The 14,688-nt window shown below is 60.4% G+C and carries 13 protein-coding genes; 6 read left to right on the top strand and 7 right to left on the bottom strand.

All coding sequences use genetic code 11. The features are described 5' to 3' along the window. The first annotated feature begins 202 nt into the window (after positions 1 to 202). Positions 203 to 1,033, top strand: a complete 831-nt coding sequence (gene tcdA, locus P3C29_RS20845) for a tRNA cyclic N6-threonylcarbamoyladenosine(37) synthase TcdA (RefSeq protein WP_032882400.1) — start codon at positions 203 to 205, stop codon at positions 1,031 to 1,033. Positions 1,034 to 1,073: 40 nt separating this feature from the next. Here tcdA and P3C29_RS20840 read toward each other — a convergent pair whose 3' ends face one another. The 4 genes from P3C29_RS20840 to P3C29_RS20825 all read right to left on the bottom strand — a co-directional run bounded on the left by P3C29_RS20840 (position 1,074) and on the right by P3C29_RS20825 (position 4,189). Continuing rightward, positions 1,074 to 1,487 carry a SufE family protein gene (locus P3C29_RS20840; RefSeq protein ID WP_275965326.1) on the bottom strand — a complete coding sequence of 138 codons (414 nt, stop codon included), beginning with the start codon at positions 1,485 to 1,487 and terminating at the stop codon, positions 1,074 to 1,076. Continuing rightward, positions 1,484 to 2,689 (bottom strand): cysteine desulfurase, encoded by a 1,206-nt coding sequence (locus P3C29_RS20835; protein ID WP_201121580.1) that lies wholly within the window; start codon positions 2,687 to 2,689, stop codon positions 1,484 to 1,486. Before P3C29_RS20835 ends, P3C29_RS20840 begins: the two co-directional genes overlap by 4 nt. A 69-nt stretch (positions 2,690 to 2,758) precedes the next feature. After that, a complete protein-coding gene (gene dapD, locus P3C29_RS20830) occupies positions 2,759 to 3,793 on the bottom strand; it encodes a 2,3,4,5-tetrahydropyridine-2,6-dicarboxylate N-succinyltransferase (protein ID WP_010176763.1) in 1,035 nt (344 codons plus the stop codon). Positions 3,794 to 3,826: 33 nt separating this feature from the next. Beyond that, positions 3,827 to 4,189 carry an ArsC family reductase gene (locus P3C29_RS20825; RefSeq protein ID WP_010176762.1) on the bottom strand — a complete coding sequence of 121 codons (363 nt, stop codon included), beginning with the start codon at positions 4,187 to 4,189 and terminating at the stop codon, positions 3,827 to 3,829. A gap of 212 nt (positions 4,190 to 4,401) precedes the next feature. Between P3C29_RS20825 and P3C29_RS20820 the strand changes: the two genes are divergently transcribed. Further along, a complete protein-coding gene (locus P3C29_RS20820; RefSeq protein WP_275965325.1) occupies positions 4,402 to 6,045 on the top strand; it encodes a Na+/H+ antiporter in 1,644 nt (547 codons plus the stop codon). A 160-nt stretch (positions 6,046 to 6,205) separates the two neighbouring features. Here P3C29_RS20820 and dapC read toward each other — a convergent pair whose 3' ends face one another. The 3 genes from dapC to map form a co-directional block, all read right to left on the bottom strand. After that, entirely contained in the window at positions 6,206 to 7,405 is a 1,200-nt protein-coding gene (gene dapC, locus P3C29_RS20815) for a succinyldiaminopimelate transaminase (RefSeq protein WP_275965324.1), read from the bottom strand. A 46-nt stretch (positions 7,406 to 7,451) separates the two neighbouring features. Continuing rightward, positions 7,452 to 10,154, bottom strand: coding sequence for a [protein-PII] uridylyltransferase (locus tag P3C29_RS20810; RefSeq protein WP_201121577.1), 2,703 nt, complete (start codon positions 10,152 to 10,154; stop codon positions 7,452 to 7,454). Between the two features lie 61 nt (positions 10,155 to 10,215). Further along, the gene (gene map / locus P3C29_RS20805; protein WP_003219332.1) at positions 10,216 to 10,998 is read right to left on the bottom strand and encodes a type I methionyl aminopeptidase; all 783 of its coding nucleotides are present in this window, start codon (positions 10,996 to 10,998) and stop codon (positions 10,216 to 10,218) included. A gap of 385 nt (positions 10,999 to 11,383) precedes the next feature. Here map and rpsB point away from each other — a divergent pair, with 385 nt between their 5' ends. The 4 genes from rpsB (at position 11,384) to frr (ending at position 14,684) form a co-directional block, all read left to right on the top strand. Beyond that, positions 11,384 to 12,121, top strand: a complete 738-nt coding sequence (rpsB, locus tag P3C29_RS20800; protein WP_003219330.1) for a 30S ribosomal protein S2 — start codon at positions 11,384 to 11,386, stop codon at positions 12,119 to 12,121. A gap of 191 nt (positions 12,122 to 12,312) precedes the next feature. Beyond that, positions 12,313 to 13,176, top strand: coding sequence for a translation elongation factor Ts (gene tsf, locus P3C29_RS20795; protein WP_008432237.1), 864 nt, complete (start codon positions 12,313 to 12,315; stop codon positions 13,174 to 13,176). A 210-nt stretch (positions 13,177 to 13,386) separates the two neighbouring features. Further along, on the top strand, positions 13,387 to 14,130 hold the full coding sequence (pyrH, locus tag P3C29_RS20790) for a UMP kinase (RefSeq protein WP_003219327.1): 744 nt from the start codon (positions 13,387 to 13,389) through the stop codon (positions 14,128 to 14,130). Next, the gene (gene frr / locus P3C29_RS20785) at positions 14,127 to 14,684 is read left to right on the top strand and encodes a ribosome recycling factor (RefSeq protein ID WP_010176756.1); all 558 of its coding nucleotides are present in this window, start codon (positions 14,127 to 14,129) and stop codon (positions 14,682 to 14,684) included. The genes pyrH and frr overlap by 4 nt, the downstream gene beginning before the upstream one ends. The last annotated feature ends 4 nt before the right edge of the window (positions 14,685 to 14,688 follow it).

Raw genomic sequence — 14,688 nt, 5'->3', positions numbered from 1 at the left:
GGTTCCAAAAGGTGTGGAACGAAAAGAGGTGTCGGCCTACGCCGAACGGCGCGCATCCTACACCGGCCTTTCACTGACCGTACAGCAAGCCGAGAAAAACCGGACATTGGGCAGCGAAAGTTGACCTAAGTTCTTTACTTGTAGCTGGATGCGTCGAACTTGTCGCGGCAACGCCCTATAATGCGCGCCGGTTTTTGGGGTAATGGTCATGAGTACAGAAGATCCACGGTTTGCCGGCGTCGCCCGCTTGTATGGCATTGAAGGCCTGGAGCGCCTGAAGGCGGCCCATGTGGCCATCGTCGGCGTGGGCGGTGTGGGCTCGTGGGCGGCGGAAGCCATCGCCCGCTGCGGCGTGGGCGAGATTTCGCTGTTTGACCTGGACGACGTTTGCGTCAGCAACAGCAATCGCCAGTTGCACGCGCTGGACAGCACCGTGGGCAAACCCAAGGTCGAGGTCATGGCCGAGCGCCTGAAGGGCATCAACCCCGACTGCACCGTGCATGCGGTGGCGGATTTCGTCACCCGCGAGACCATGGCCGAGTACATCACGCCCAACATCGATTGCGTGATCGACTGCATCGACAGCGTGAACGCCAAGGCGGCGCTGATTGCCTGGTGCAAGCGGCGCAAGATCCAGATCATCACCACCGGCGGCGCGGGCGGGCAGATCGACCCGACGCTGATTCAGGTGTGTGACTTGAACCGTACGTTCAATGACCCGCTGGCGTCGAAAGTGCGCTCCACGTTGCGCCGCGACTACGGCTTCTCCCGCACTGTGACCCGCCATTACAGCGTGCCCTGCGTGTTCTCCACCGAACAGCTGCGGTATCCGAAGCCGGACGGCAGCATCTGTTTGCAGAAGAGTTTTGTCGGGGATGGCGTGAAGCTGGACTGCGCCGGCGGGTTTGGCGCGGTGATGATGGTCACCGCGACCTTCGGTATGGTGGCGGCGACCAAGGCGGTGGACAAAATTGTGGCCGGCGTGCGCCGGCCTGCTGACAGAGTTCAGGCAACACCGATCTCTGCACCCTGAAAAGATCAAAATGTGGGAGCGAGCAAGTCCGCTCCCACATTTAGTTTTGTGTGAGGCTCAACTTCCGCATGCGCTGAAGCACTGCATTCAGACCATTGCTGCGTGACGGTGATAGCTGCCGCGACAGACCCAGTTGATTGAACCAGTCGGGCAAGTCGACCGCCTGCAACTCAGCGGCAGACAAACCGTTAACCCGTGCCAGCAACAACGCCACCAGCCCGCGAATCAGCCGTGCGTCGCTGCTCGCAGCAAACTGCCAGTGACCGTCCTGCAAGTGCCCCACCAGCCACACCAGGCTTTCACAGCCTTGCACCAGGTTGGCGTCGACCTTGTCTTCGCCCGGCAAGGCGGGCAGCCGCTCGCCCCATTGCATCAGCAGGCGGGCGCGTTGCTCCCAACTCCCGACCACCTGAAACGCCTGCAGCGCCACAACGGCCTCCGCCGGCAAGCTCATCGCAACATATCCAGGGCCTGATCCAGCGCTTCAAAAAAACGCTCCAGGTCATCGGAGTCGTTGTACAGCGCCAGCGACACCCGAATCGCCCCGGAGAGCCCCATCTGCTTGAGCAGCGGCATCGCGCAATGATGGCCGGCGCGTACGGCAATCCCTTGTTCAGTCAGCAAGTGGGCGAGGTCGGCGTTGTGCACGCCGTCCACCACAAAGCTGGCCAGGGCCACCTGTGGCAAACCCAGCAGCCGTATGCCCTTGCGTGCTTGCAAGCCACGCAACAGGTAGTCGTGCAAAGCGGCTTCGTGGGCCGTCACCGCGTGTTGATCCAGGGAACTCAGGTAATCCAGGGTCGCACCCAGGCCGATCACGCTGGCGATTGGCGGAGTCCCGGCTTCGAAGCCAAGGGGGGCGGGGCGGAAGCTGGCGCTTTGATAGTCAGCCAGTTGCACCATCTCGCCACCAAACTGCCAGTGGCGCAGGTGATGCAGGGCCTCAGTGCGGCCATACAGCACGCCAACGCCATCCGGCCCGTAGAGTTTATGGCTGGAAAACACGTAGAAGTCGCAGCCCAGTGCCTGCAGGTCATGGCGACCGTGGACGATGCCCTGGGCGCCATCCACCACCGTCAGTGCGCCGTGGGCCTTGGCCACCGCCAACAACTGCGGCAACGGCTGCCAGGCGCCGAGCACGTTGGACAGTTGGCTCACCGCCAGCAGCCGGGTACGCGGGCCGATCAATTCGGCGGCAGCTTGCAGGTCGATCAAGCCGTCATCGTTAAGTGGCAAAACCACCAGTTCCAGCCCGCGACGCTTGGCCAGTTGCTGCCACGGCAACAGGTTGGCGTGGTGCTCCAGGGCGCTGATGACAAGCTCGTCGCCCGGGTTGAATAAGTGCTCAAGGCCATAGGCCAGGAGGTTCAGCGCCGAAGTCGCGCCATGGGTGAAGATGATTTGCCCGTCGCCGCCGACATTCAGCCACTGTGCCACCTTGTTGCGGCTGTCCTCGAAGGCCTGGGTCGCGTGGGCGCCCGGCAAATGCTGGGCACGGTGCACATTGGCTGCGCCATTGGCGTAGTAATGGCTGATCGCGTCCAGCAGGGCTTGAGGTTTTTGCGTGGTGGCGGCGTTGTCCAGATAGGTCTGGTCTTGCCGTTGCAGGGTGGCGATGGCCGGAAAATCGGCGCGCCAGGGAGAGGGCACAAGCATGGTGATCAAGGCTCGTATAAACGACCCGCCCCCGTAAGGAGCGGGCCGTCAGTGGCATCGAGTCGCTGCTTAGTTGTGAGCGTGCAGCGCTGCGTTCAGTTCGATGGCCGATTTGTGGGTTTTGCATTCCACGGCACCGGTCTCGGAGTTGCGGCGGAACAGCAGGTCCGGTTGGCCGGCCAGCTCACGGGCCTTGACCACTTTAACCAGTTGGTTGGCCTCGTCCAGCAGCGCCACCTTGGTACCGGCAGTCACGTACAGGCCCGACTCAACGGTGTTGCGGTCGCCCAGCGGGATGCCGATACCGGCGTTGGCGCCGATCAGGCAGCCTTCGCCGACCTTGATCACGATGTTGCCGCCGCCCGACAGGGTGCCCATGGTGGAGCAACCGCCGCCCAAGTCCGAACCCTTGCCGACGAACACGCCAGCCGACACGCGGCCTTCGATCATGCCCGGGCCTTCGGTACCGGCGTTGAAGTTGACGAAACCTTCGTGCATCACGGTGGTGCCTTCGCCCACGTAGGCGCCCAGGCGGATACGTGCGGCATCAGCGATACGCACGCCACTCGGCACCACGTAGTCGGTCATTTTCGGGAACTTGTCCACCGAGAACACTTCCAGCAACTCGCCACGCAGGCGGGCTTCCAGTTGGCGCTCGGCCAGTTCGGCGATGTCGATCGCGCCCTGGCTGGTCCAGGCCACGTTCGGCAGCTGCGGGAACACACCGGCCAGGCTCAGGCCGTGCGGCTTGACCAGGCGATGGGACAGCAGGTGCAGCTTGAGGTACGCCTCAGGGGTGGAGGTCAGCGCGGCGTCTTCGGCCAGCAGCGTGGCGACCAGCGGGGTGTGGCTTTCGGCCAGGCGGCTCAACAGGGCGGCTTGGGCGGCGTCAACACCTTTGAGCGCGTCAGCCAGCTGCAGGGCCTGGGTGACGGTGAACGTAATGGCCTGGTTGCCTTCGGTGTAACCGAGGATCGGTGCGATGGCCGCGATGATTTCAGCCGAAGGGTTGAGCAGCGGTTGTGCGTAAAACACTTCCAGCCAAGCACCTTGGCGGTTCTGAGTGCCTACGCCGAAGCCCAGGCTGAACAGGGAATTGGACATGCTGTTACCTCTACAAAAATGGAGTGGGCTGGCCTACTTGAGGGCCGCCGAATAACTATCTGGCTTGAAGCCAATCAGGGTTTTGTCACCGAGATCAAGCACGGGGCGCTTGATCATCGAGGGTTGCGCGAGCATCAATTCAATGGCTTTCGCTTGGTCGAGATCGGCTTTGCGTTCGTCTTCGAGTTTGCGAAAGGTGGTGCCCGCACGGTTCAAAACCACCTGCCAACCGTGCTCGTTGCACCATTGGGTCAAGTGTTCGCGGTCGATACCGGCCGTCTTGTAGTCATGAAACTCATAGCTGACAGCGTGTTCATCGAGCCAGGTGCGCGCCTTTTTCATGGTGTCGCAGGCTTTGATGCCGAAAAGGTGCAACGTTTTGCTTGAAGCGGTCAAGGAATTGCCCCCCTTTGGGCTGACGGAGATGAAAGGCCACGGATTATGCCATGGCCAGCGGCTTTCGGCGCCGCTCGTCACAACTGCGTGTTGCTGCGTGCGACTTTTGTGCAAAGGCCATCGCGCAGCATAGGCGGCTAATATGGCACTTCAACGGCGAGTTGTTGCCTGATGTGTGTTGTTGCAAGTTGATTGTCTGGGAATCCCGCGTTATGCAAACCGCTTACACCGTACTTATCCTGCTGATGCTGGTCAGCGTTTCGCGTCTGGTCGGGCGTGTTATCCCACTGCCGTTACCCCTGGTGCAAATCGCCGCCGGGGCCTTGTTGGCCTGGCCGACCCTGGGGCTGCATGTGGCGCTCGACCCTGAGTTGTTTCTTTTCCTGTTCCTGCCACCACTGCTGTTCTCCGATGGCTGGCGCATGCCCAAGCGTGAACTGTGGCGCCTGCGCGGGCCGATTCTGACGCTGGCGGTGGGGCTGGTGCTGTTTACGGTGGTGGGCGCCGGCTACTTCATTCATTGGCTGTTGCCGAGTATTCCGTTGCCGGTGGCCTTCGCCCTGGCGGCCGTCTTGTCGCCGACAGATGCCGTGGCGGTGTCAGCCATATCCCAGAACCGCTTGCCCACGCCGTTGATGCACATGCTTCAGGGCGAGGCGTTGATGAATGACGCATCGGGCCTGGTGACGTTCAAATTCGCCCTGGCGGCGGCGCTGACCGGGGTGTTTTCCCTGGCTGATGCCAGCCTGACCTTTGTGCTCGTCGCCGTCGGTGGCCTGGCCATTGGTGTGGCCTTGAGCTGGCTGGTGGGCCGCCTCCGGTCCTGGATGATCGCCCGGGGCTGGGACGACCCGGCGACGCACGTGGTGTTCATGTTGCTGCTGCCGTTTGCCGCTTACGTGCTGGCGGAACGCCTTGGCGCATCGGGCATCTTGTCGGCGGTGGCTGCGGGCATGATGCAAAGCTGGCTCGACCTGCTGCCGCGCCAGACCAGCACCCGGCTGCTCAATCGCAGTGTGTGGTCGCTGCTGGAATTTGCGTTTAACGGGTTGATCTTCCTGCTGCTGGGCCTGCAACTGCCGGACATCATCAAGGCCGTGGTCAGCCACGAACCGACGCTGTGGCCGATGTTGCTGTACCGCTGCCTCGACGTGATCGCGATTTTCCTGGTGCTGGTGGTGTTGCGGTTTATCTGGGTGCAAAGCATCTGGCGCCTGTCGGGATTGCTCCGGCGCCTGCGTGGGAAAAGTGAACTTACGCTGGTACCGACGGCCCGTTCCTGCTGGCTGTTGACCGTGGGTGGCGTGCGAGGTGCGGTGACGTTGGCGGGTGTGATGTCGGTGCCGTTGCTGTTGGCGCCGGGCCAGGATTTTCCTCAGCGTGACCTGCTGATCTTCATCGCCGCCGGAGTGATCCTGCTGTCGCTGGTCGCCGCCTGTATCGCCTTGCCGTTGCTGCTGCGGGGCATTGAAAAGAGTCCGGACGACAAGCGCCGCAGCGAGGTGCGTGACGCCTGGAAGAAAACCGCTGAAGCGGCGATTCATGCCCTGGAGGCCGAAGAACCTGCGGAAGCGGCACCCCAGGATGCCGCTCAAGCGGCGTTGGCCACTGAGCTCAAGGCGCGGTTGATGTCGGAGTATCGTCATCAGCTGGAAGTGTTCAACGACTCTGCGGAAGCCCAGGCATTGGCGTTTCAGATGGATCAACTGGAGCGCAAGTTACGGCTCAAGGCCCTGCGGGCGCAGCGCCTGGAACTGTATAGCTTGAGTCGTCAGCACCAGATTGGTGATGACGTACTGCGGGAGGTATTGGCAGATCTGGACATGAGCGAGGCGAATCTGGGTCACGTCAAATGACACCGCGGTGCTTATTTGTGGCGAGGGAGCTTGCTCCCGCTGGGTGACGAAGTCGCCCCAACGCTGGCGACTCCATTCATCCAGGAAAACCGCATCAGCCGGTTTACGACTGCTGCGCAGCCGAGCGGGAGCAAGCTCCCTCGCCACCTATTTAGAGCAATTATTGATTGCGAGTGACGAAATCGCGAATCCGCTCGGCTGCTTCCACGCACTCAGCCAGCGGTGCAACCAGCGCCAGGCGCACACGCCCGGCGCCCGGATTGACGCCATCGACTTCCCGTGACAGGTACGAACCCGGCACTACGGTCACGTGTTCTTCCACGAACAAGTCGCGGCAAAAGGCGGCATCGTCGCCGTTCACGTTCGGCCACAGGTAGAAGCCACCGTCCGGCGCTTGCACATCCAGCACGGGCTTGAGAATGGCCAGCACGGCATCGAATTTCTCGCGGTACAGGTCACGGTTGGCCTGCACGTGGGCTTCGTCCTGCCAGGCGGCAATGCTCGCCAGCTGGGTTTGCACCGGCATCGCGCAGCCGTGGTAGGTGCGGTACAGCAGGAAGCCCTTGAGGATCTCGGCGTCACCGGCCACAAAACCCGAACGCAGGCCCGGCAGGTTGGAGCGCTTGGACAGGCTGTGGAACACCACGCAGCGCTTGAAGTCCTGGCGACCCAGTTCCACGCAGGCGCTGAGCAGGCCCGGCGGCGGGGTTTGTTCGTCGAAGTACAGCTCGCTGTAGCACTCGTCGGCGGCGATCACGAAGTCGTATTCGTCGGCCAGGGCGATCAGCTTTTTCAAAGTGTCGACGGGGATCAGTGCGCCGGTCGGGTTGCCGGGGGAGCACAGGAACAGGATCTGGCAGCGTTTCCAGATGTCCGGCGACACCGCGTCGAAATCCGGGTTGAAGCCGTTTTCATCCAGGCACGGCAGGTAGTGCGGTTTGGCCCCGGCGAGAAAGGCCGCGCCCTCGTAGATCTGGTAGAACGGGTTCGGGCTGACCACCAGCGCGTCGTCGCCACGGTTGACCACGGTCTGGGTGAAGGCGAACAGCGCTTCACGGGTGCCGTTCACCGGCAGGATGTTGCGCGCCGGGTCGAGCCAGCCCTTGGGCACGCTGAAACGGCGTTCGCACCAGGCACCAATCGCCTCACGCAGAGCGGGGATGCCCAGGGTAGTCGGGTACACCGCCATCTGGTCCAGGTTGTTGGCCAGCGCATCGGCAACGAACTGCGGGGATTTGTGCTTCGGCTCGCCGATGGACAGGGCGATCGGGCGTTTGTCCGGGTTCGGCGTGACGCTGCCCAGCAGGACGCGCAGTTTCTCGAACGGGTAGGGCTGCAGCTGGTTCAGGGCATTGTTCATCGGTGGATCTCGTTCAATTCATTGGAAGCTGAAAGTGGGCGGTCGGTCAGATGCTCAACCGTGACATCTCGACGCCCGTCTCCTGGTTGACGCTCAACTGCTGGACGATGGCTTCCTGCAAACGTCGGCACAGTTCAGGGTCGGAGAGCGGCTGGTTGTCGGCATCGGTAATAAAGAACACGTCTTCCACCCGTTCGCCCAGGGTCGCAATCTTGGCGTTCTGCAACGACAGGTCGAACTCCAGGAAGATCGTGCCGATCCGCGCCAACAGGCCCGGGCGGTCCGGCGCGCTGAGTTCCAGCACGGTCACCGGGCGCTGGGCGTCGTTGTGGATGGTCACCTCGGGGGCGAATGCAAAGTGCTTGAGCTGGCGCGGTACCCGGCGCTGGATGATGGTCGGGTAGTCGTCGGGATTGCGCAGGGCGTCGGTGAGGCCCTTGCGGATCTTTTTCACCCGCTCCGGGTTGTCACCGATGGACTCGCCTTCAGTGTCGAGCACGATGTAGGTGTCGAGTGTGAACTGGCTGCTGGAGGTGATCACCCGGGCGTCGTGAATGTTCAGGTTGAGCTGGTCCATCGCGGCCACGGTCACGGCGAAGAAGTCGTGCTGGTCCGGCGCGTAGATGAAAATCTGCGTGCCGCCCTCGAACTCGCGCTGGGTGGTTTCCTTGATCAGCACCAGTGGCCCGCCATCGGTCGGCTGCTGCAGGATCGCGTCGCTGTGCCAGGCCACGTCGCCGGCGGTGTGGCGCAGGAAATAGTCGTCCCCCAGTTGCGACCAGAGTTGCTCGACGTCATCCGGGTCGTTGCCGCCGCGCACCAGGATATCCAGGGCTGCGCTCTGGGTACGACGGATCTGCTCCTCTCGGTCCACCGGGTTCTCCAGGCCGCGACGCAGCGCGCGCTTGGTCTCGGTGTAGAGCTGGCGCAACAGGCTGGCACGCCAGGAGTTCCACAGCGTCGGGTTGGTGGCGTTGATGTCGGACACGGTGAGGACGTAGAGATAGTCGAGACGGGTTTCGTCGCCGACGATCTGTGCGAAATCGTGGATCACCTGCGGGTCGGACAAGTCCTTGCGCTGTGCGGTGGTGGACATCACCAGGTGGTTTTGCACCAGCCACACGATCAGGCGGCTGTCCCACAGCGGCAGTTGGTGGCGCTGGCAGAACGCCTCGGCGTCTACCGCACCAATTTCCGAGTGATCGCCGTGCCGGCCCTTGCCGATGTCGTGGTACAGGCCGGCCAGGTAAATCAGTTCGGGCTTGGGCAGGCGCGCCATGAGCTTACTGGCCAGCGGGAATTTCTCTGACACCTGGGTGTACTGCAACTTACGCAGGTGTTTGATCAGGTTCAGGGTGTGGGCGTCCACCGTATAGATGTGGAACAGGTCGTGCTGCATCTGCCCGACGATAAAGCCGAACTCCGGCAGGTAACGCCCCAGAATCCCGTAACGGTTCATGCGCCGCAGGTTGCGGTGGATGCCGATCTTGCACTTGAACAGCTCGATAAACAGGCTGGTGTTGCGAATGTCGTGGCGGAAATCGTCGTCGATCAGGTGACGGTTTTCCCGCAGCAAGCGAATGGTGTCGGCGCGCACGCCCTTGATTTCCGGCTGCTGGGCCATCAGCACGAAGATCTCCAGCATGGCGAACGGCGTGCGCTTGAACACGTTGTCGTTGCGTGCCTCGATGTAGCCATCGTGCAGCTGGAAGCGTGAGTTGATCGGCTGCGGTGGCGCTTCGTCTTCCGGGGCCAGGATCACTTCTTCGAAGTGCTGGATGATCAGGTCGCTGAGCTGGGCAATGCTCATCACCACGCGGTAGTACTGCTGCATGAAGCTTTCGATGCTGGTCTTCGCATCCTCGCCTTCAAACCCCAGCAAGGTGGCGATGGAGCGCTGGTGATCGAACAGCAGGCGGTCTTCGGAGCGCCCGGCCAGCATGTGCAACGCGTAGCGCACTTTCCACAGGAATTCCTGGGAGGAGGCCAGCAGGGCGTTTTCGCTCTCCACCAGAAAGCCTTCCCCGGCCAGGGCTCGCAGGTTCAGGGTGCCGTATTGGCGACGGGCAACCCACAGAATTGTCTGGATATCCCGCAGCCCGCCCGGGGAGCCTTTGACGTTGGGTTCCAGGTTGTATTCGGTGTCGTTGTACTTGTGGTGCCGGGCTTTCTGCTCGGCGCGCTTGGCCAGGAAGAAATCCTTGCTCGGCCACATGTGCGCGGTACTGGTGACCTCCAGCATGCGCTGGCGCAGGCGCTCGGGGCCGGCGATGGTGCGGCTTTCCATCAGGTTGGTGATCACCGTCAGGTCGGCGCGGGCTTCCTGGGCGCATTCGTCCACCGAGCGCACGCTTTGGCCGACTTCCAGGCCGATGTCCCACAGCAACGTCAGAAAACGCTCGATGGAATCGCGAAAGATCTCGTGGTCGGCGCTGTCGAGCAAAATCAGCAGGTCGATGTCGGAGTAGGGGTGCAGTTCGCCACGGCCGTAGCCGCCGACCGCCACCAGGGCGATATCGGCGTCTTCACTCCAGCTGAACTGTTCCCAGGCCTTTTGCAGGATATTGTCGACGAACCAGGCGCGGTCCTCGATCAGCCGGCGAATGTCCCGGCCGGTACGAAAGCGCGCGTCGAGCACTTCGCGGGCCTGACGGATGGCCTTCTTGAAGGCGGCAATGGGGCTGGCCTTCAGCGCCAGTTCCGCCTGGAACTGGCCACGGTCAAAGAGTTCGGGATCCACCTGGGGCATCGATCGGTTTTCCTTTCTATCTATGGGTCACAGCGTCGCAATCAGAAAACCGGTGCAAACATTACGCCGAAACGCGAGGAATCGTGTCATCGGCGCGCAGGGTGAAGATCTCGTAGCCGGTATCGGTCACCAGCAGGGTGTGTTCCCACTGTGCCGAGAGCTTGCGGTCCTTGGTGATGGCGGTCCAGCCGTCGCCCAGCACCTTGGTGTCGGCCTTGCCCTGGTTGATCATCGGCTCGATGGTGAAGGTCATGCCTGCCTTGAGCTCCATGCCGGTGCCGGCGCGGCCGTAGTGCAGGATTTGTGGCTCTTCGTGGAACACCTTGCCGATGCCGTGGCCGCAGAACTCACGGACCACCGAGAAGCCGTTCTTTTCGGCGTGCTTCTGGATGATTTCACCGATGTCGCCCAGGCGGCAGCCGGGTTTGACGATTTCGATGGCCTTGTACATGCATTCCTGGGTCACTTGCGACAGGCGCTCGGCCCATACCGGTACAGTGCCGACGTGGAACATACGGCTGGTGTCGCCGTGGTAGCCGTCCTTGATCACGGTGACGTCGATGTTCAGGGTGTCGCCGTCTTTCAGCGGCTTGTCGCCGGGTATCCCGTGGCACACCACGTGGTTGATCGAGGTGCAGATCGACTTGGGGAAGCCCTTGTAGTTCAGCGGCGCAGGGATGGCCTTTTGCACGTCGACAATATAGTCGTGGCAGATGCGGTCCAGCGCTTCGGTGGTGACGCCGGGCTTGACGTGTTCGGCAATCATTTCCAGCACGTCGGCAGCCAGTTTGCCGGCGACGCGCATGCCAGCGATGTCTTCGGCGGTTTTGAGGGTTACGGTCATACAGGCTCTCTCTAGCGCGACGCGCTGAAATCAATACGGTTTACGGGTGTGCGACAAAAGGTTGCAGAATTCGCACAAGCCCAAAAAACGCGATTCTAGCAGACGCAGGGGTGAAACCATGAGCGTCTGGCGATCGCTTCTGTCTATGAGGATGGGGGCATTCTGGCTCTATTCAAAGGCTTAGGCAAAAGCGACTGACGGCAAATGTGATTGCGGGTTTCGTTTTTGCAAGCTCTGTGGTATAAAATGCGCCGCTTTCCGGGGATACCCCGCAAAGCTTAAATCCACACACGTGTCGACACGATGACCTGGGTGCCGGAGGCGAATGCCGCTGGTTGGTCATTGGGATACGTGGAGGCCAAACCCGACTTATTAAGGAACTATCATGTCCCAAGTCAACATGCGCGATATGCTGAAGGCCGGTGTGCACTTCGGTCACCAGACCCGTTACTGGAACCCGAAAATGGGTAAATACATTTTCGGCGCGCGTAACAAGATCCACATCATCAACCTTGAAAAAACCCTGCCAATGTTCAACGAAGCTCTGACTTTCGTAGAGCGCCTGGCCCAGGGCAAAAACAAGATTCTGTTCGTCGGCACCAAGCGTTCCGCTGGCAAGATCGTTGCTGAAGAAGCAGCACGTTGCGGTTCGCCGTACGTCGATCACCGCTGGTTGGGCGGCATGCTGACCAACTTCAAAACCATCCGTGCTTCCATCAAGCGTCTGCGTGACCTTGAAGTGCAAGCCGAAGACGGTACTTTCGCCAAGCTGACCAAGAAAGAGGCGCTGATGCGCACTCGCGACCTGGAAAAGCTCGATCGTTCCCTGGGTGGTATCAAGGACATGGGCGGTCTGCCTGACGCACTGTTCGTTATCGACGTTGATCACGAGCGCATTGCGATCACCGAAGCCAACAAGCTGGGCATCCCGGTTATCGGCGTAGTCGATACCAACAGCAGCCCGGAAGGCGTTGACTACATCATCCCAGGCAACGATGACGCAATCCGCGCTATCCAGCTGTACATGGGTTCGATGGCTGACGCTGTAATCCGTGGCCGCAACCACGTTGCTGGCGGCACCGAGCAGTTCGTTGAAGAAGCTCCGGTAGCAGCAGCTGAGTAACTGACGCCTTGGCGTTGACTCAGTAAGCAAAAAGGGGGCTTGGCCCCCTTTTTGCCACCTCGAAAACCATTTGTCGGCAGCGCAGCTACAACATCTGTAACGTGCAGCGGCCTACAAGGTGGTTCGGGAAGAATTGATCGCCCGTTCAATCGGGTGGAATGGTTGAAAACCTATCCAAGAGGATTTTGAAAATGGCAGAGATTACTGCAGCGTTGGTTAAAGAACTGCGTGAGCGTACCGGCGAAGGCATGATGGATTGCAAAAAGGCCTTGACCAAGGCCGGCGGCGACATCGAAAAAGCCATTGATGACATGCGTGCTTCGGGCGCCATCAAGGCCGCCAAGAAAGCAGGCAACGTCGCTGCTGAAGGCGCTATCGCAATCAAGGAAGACGGCAAATCGGCCGTTATCCTGGAAGTTAACTCGCAGACCGACTTCCTGGCCCTGCAAGACGACTTCAAGAACTTCGTCGCTGCCAGCGTTGAAAAAGCATTCGCTGACAAGCTGACCGACGCCGCTCCGCTGATCGAAGCTCAAGAAGCTGATCGTCTGGTTCTGGTTGGTAAAGTAGGCGAGAACGTTAACATTCGTCGCCTGACCCGCGTTGAAGGTGATGTTGTGGGTGCTTACCTGCACGGCAACAAGATCGGTGTTGTGGTTGCCCTGAAAGGCGGCAACGTTGAACTGGCCAAAGACATCGCTATGCACGTAGCGGCCAGCAACCCTGAATTCCTGCTGCCATCGGAAGTTTCTGCTGAAGCCATCGAGCGCGAGAAAGCCGTGTTCCTGCAGCTGAACGAAGAAAAAATCAAAGGCAAGCCTGAAAACATCGTTGAAAACATGGTGAAAGGCCGTATCAGCAAGTTCCTGGCTGAGGCTTCCCTGGTTGAGCAGGCGTTCGTCAAGAACCCTGAAATCAAGGTTGGCGAGCTGGCCAAGAAAGCTGGCGCTGAAATCGTTTCCTTCACCTACTACAAAGTAGGCGACGGCATCGAGAAGCCGGTCGACAACTTCGCTGAAGAAGTTGCTGCCCAGCTGGCTGCCACCAAGAAGTAAGACGGTTTTTAACTGTCGCCCAAAAGAGGCTGCCCGCTTACGCGCGCAGCCTCTTTTCAAATGGGGTGATCAATTTTTATTGGTTTCCCTTTGGAACTGGCTTACAAAGCCGTGTTCCGATGGCGCTGTGACAGCGTCAAGCTAGAGTGAACGCAGGCCGTAAACGGCTTGCCAAGAATTTTCAAAAATACGCCGCAGGAGAGATTCGCAATGGCTCAGCAGGGCAGTGGTCATCAGGCTCGCTATAAACGCATTCTACTCAAGCTTAGCGGCGAGGCCCTGATGGGGTCGGAAGAGTTTGGGATCGATCCCAAAGTACTCGACCGCATGGCGCTGGAAGTCGGCCAACTGGTCGGTATCGGTGTTCAGGTCGGTCTGGTGATCGGCGGCGGCAACCTGTTCCGTGGCGCGGCACTCAGCGCTGCCGGCATGGATCGGGTGACAGGCGACCACATGGGCATGCTGGCCACTGTGATGAACGCCCTGGCGATGCGTGACGCCCTGGAGCGCGCCAACATCACCGCTATCGTCATGTCGGCTATTTCCATGGTCGGTGTAACGGATCACTATGATCGTCGCAAAGCCATGCGTCACCTGGATGCCAAAGAGGTAGTGATCTTTGCTGCCGGTACCGGCAACCCGTTCTTCACCACCGATTCGGCAGCGTGCCTGCGTGGTATCGAGATCAACGCGGACGTGGTACTGAAGGCCACCAAGGTTGACGGTGTTTACACTGCAGACCCATTCAAAGACCCGCATGCCGAGAAGTTCGATCATCTGACTTATGATGAAGTACTGGATCGCAAGCTGGGCGTGATGGACCTGACGGCTATTTGCTTGTGCCGCGACCACAAGATGCCGCTGCGCGTATTTAACATGAACAAGCCCGGCGCCCTGCTGAACATCGTACACGGCGGCGCGGAAGGGACTCTGATCGAGGAAATCGAACAATGATCAACGAAATCAAAAAAGACGCTCAAGAGCGCATGCAGAAATCCCTGGACTCTCTGAACCATGCATTTGGCCAGATTCGTACCGGCAAGGCTCACCCAAGCATTCTGGGCAGCGTGATGGTGCCGTACTACGGCGCTGATACCTCCATCACCCAAGTGGCCAACATCACTGTAAAAGACTCCCGTACCCTGCAAGTCGTGGCCTTTGAGCGCAACATGCTCGGTGCCGTCGACAAGGCCATCCAGAGCGCCGGCTTGAACCTCAACCCGACCAACCTGGGCGAGCTGCTGCTGATCTCCATGCCTGCCCTGACCGAAGAAACCCGTAAGGGCTTCACCAAGCAGGCGCGCAGCGCAGCTGAAGATGCGCGTGTTGCCGTGCGCAACATCCGTCGCGATGCCTTGGGTGACCTGAAGAAGCTGGTCAAGGACAAGGAAATCAGCGAAGACGAAGAGCGTCGTGCCGTCGCCGATATCGACAAGCTGACCAAAGATGCCGAGGCCCAGATCACCAAAGCCACGGAAGACAAAGAAAAGGACCTGATGGCCGTATAAAGGG

Source organism: Pseudomonas sp. 1912-s (assembly GCF_029269205.1).
GTDB lineage: Bacteria > Pseudomonadota > Gammaproteobacteria > Pseudomonadales > Pseudomonadaceae > Aquipseudomonas.
This window is presented reverse-complemented; position numbering and strand designations above follow the sequence as displayed.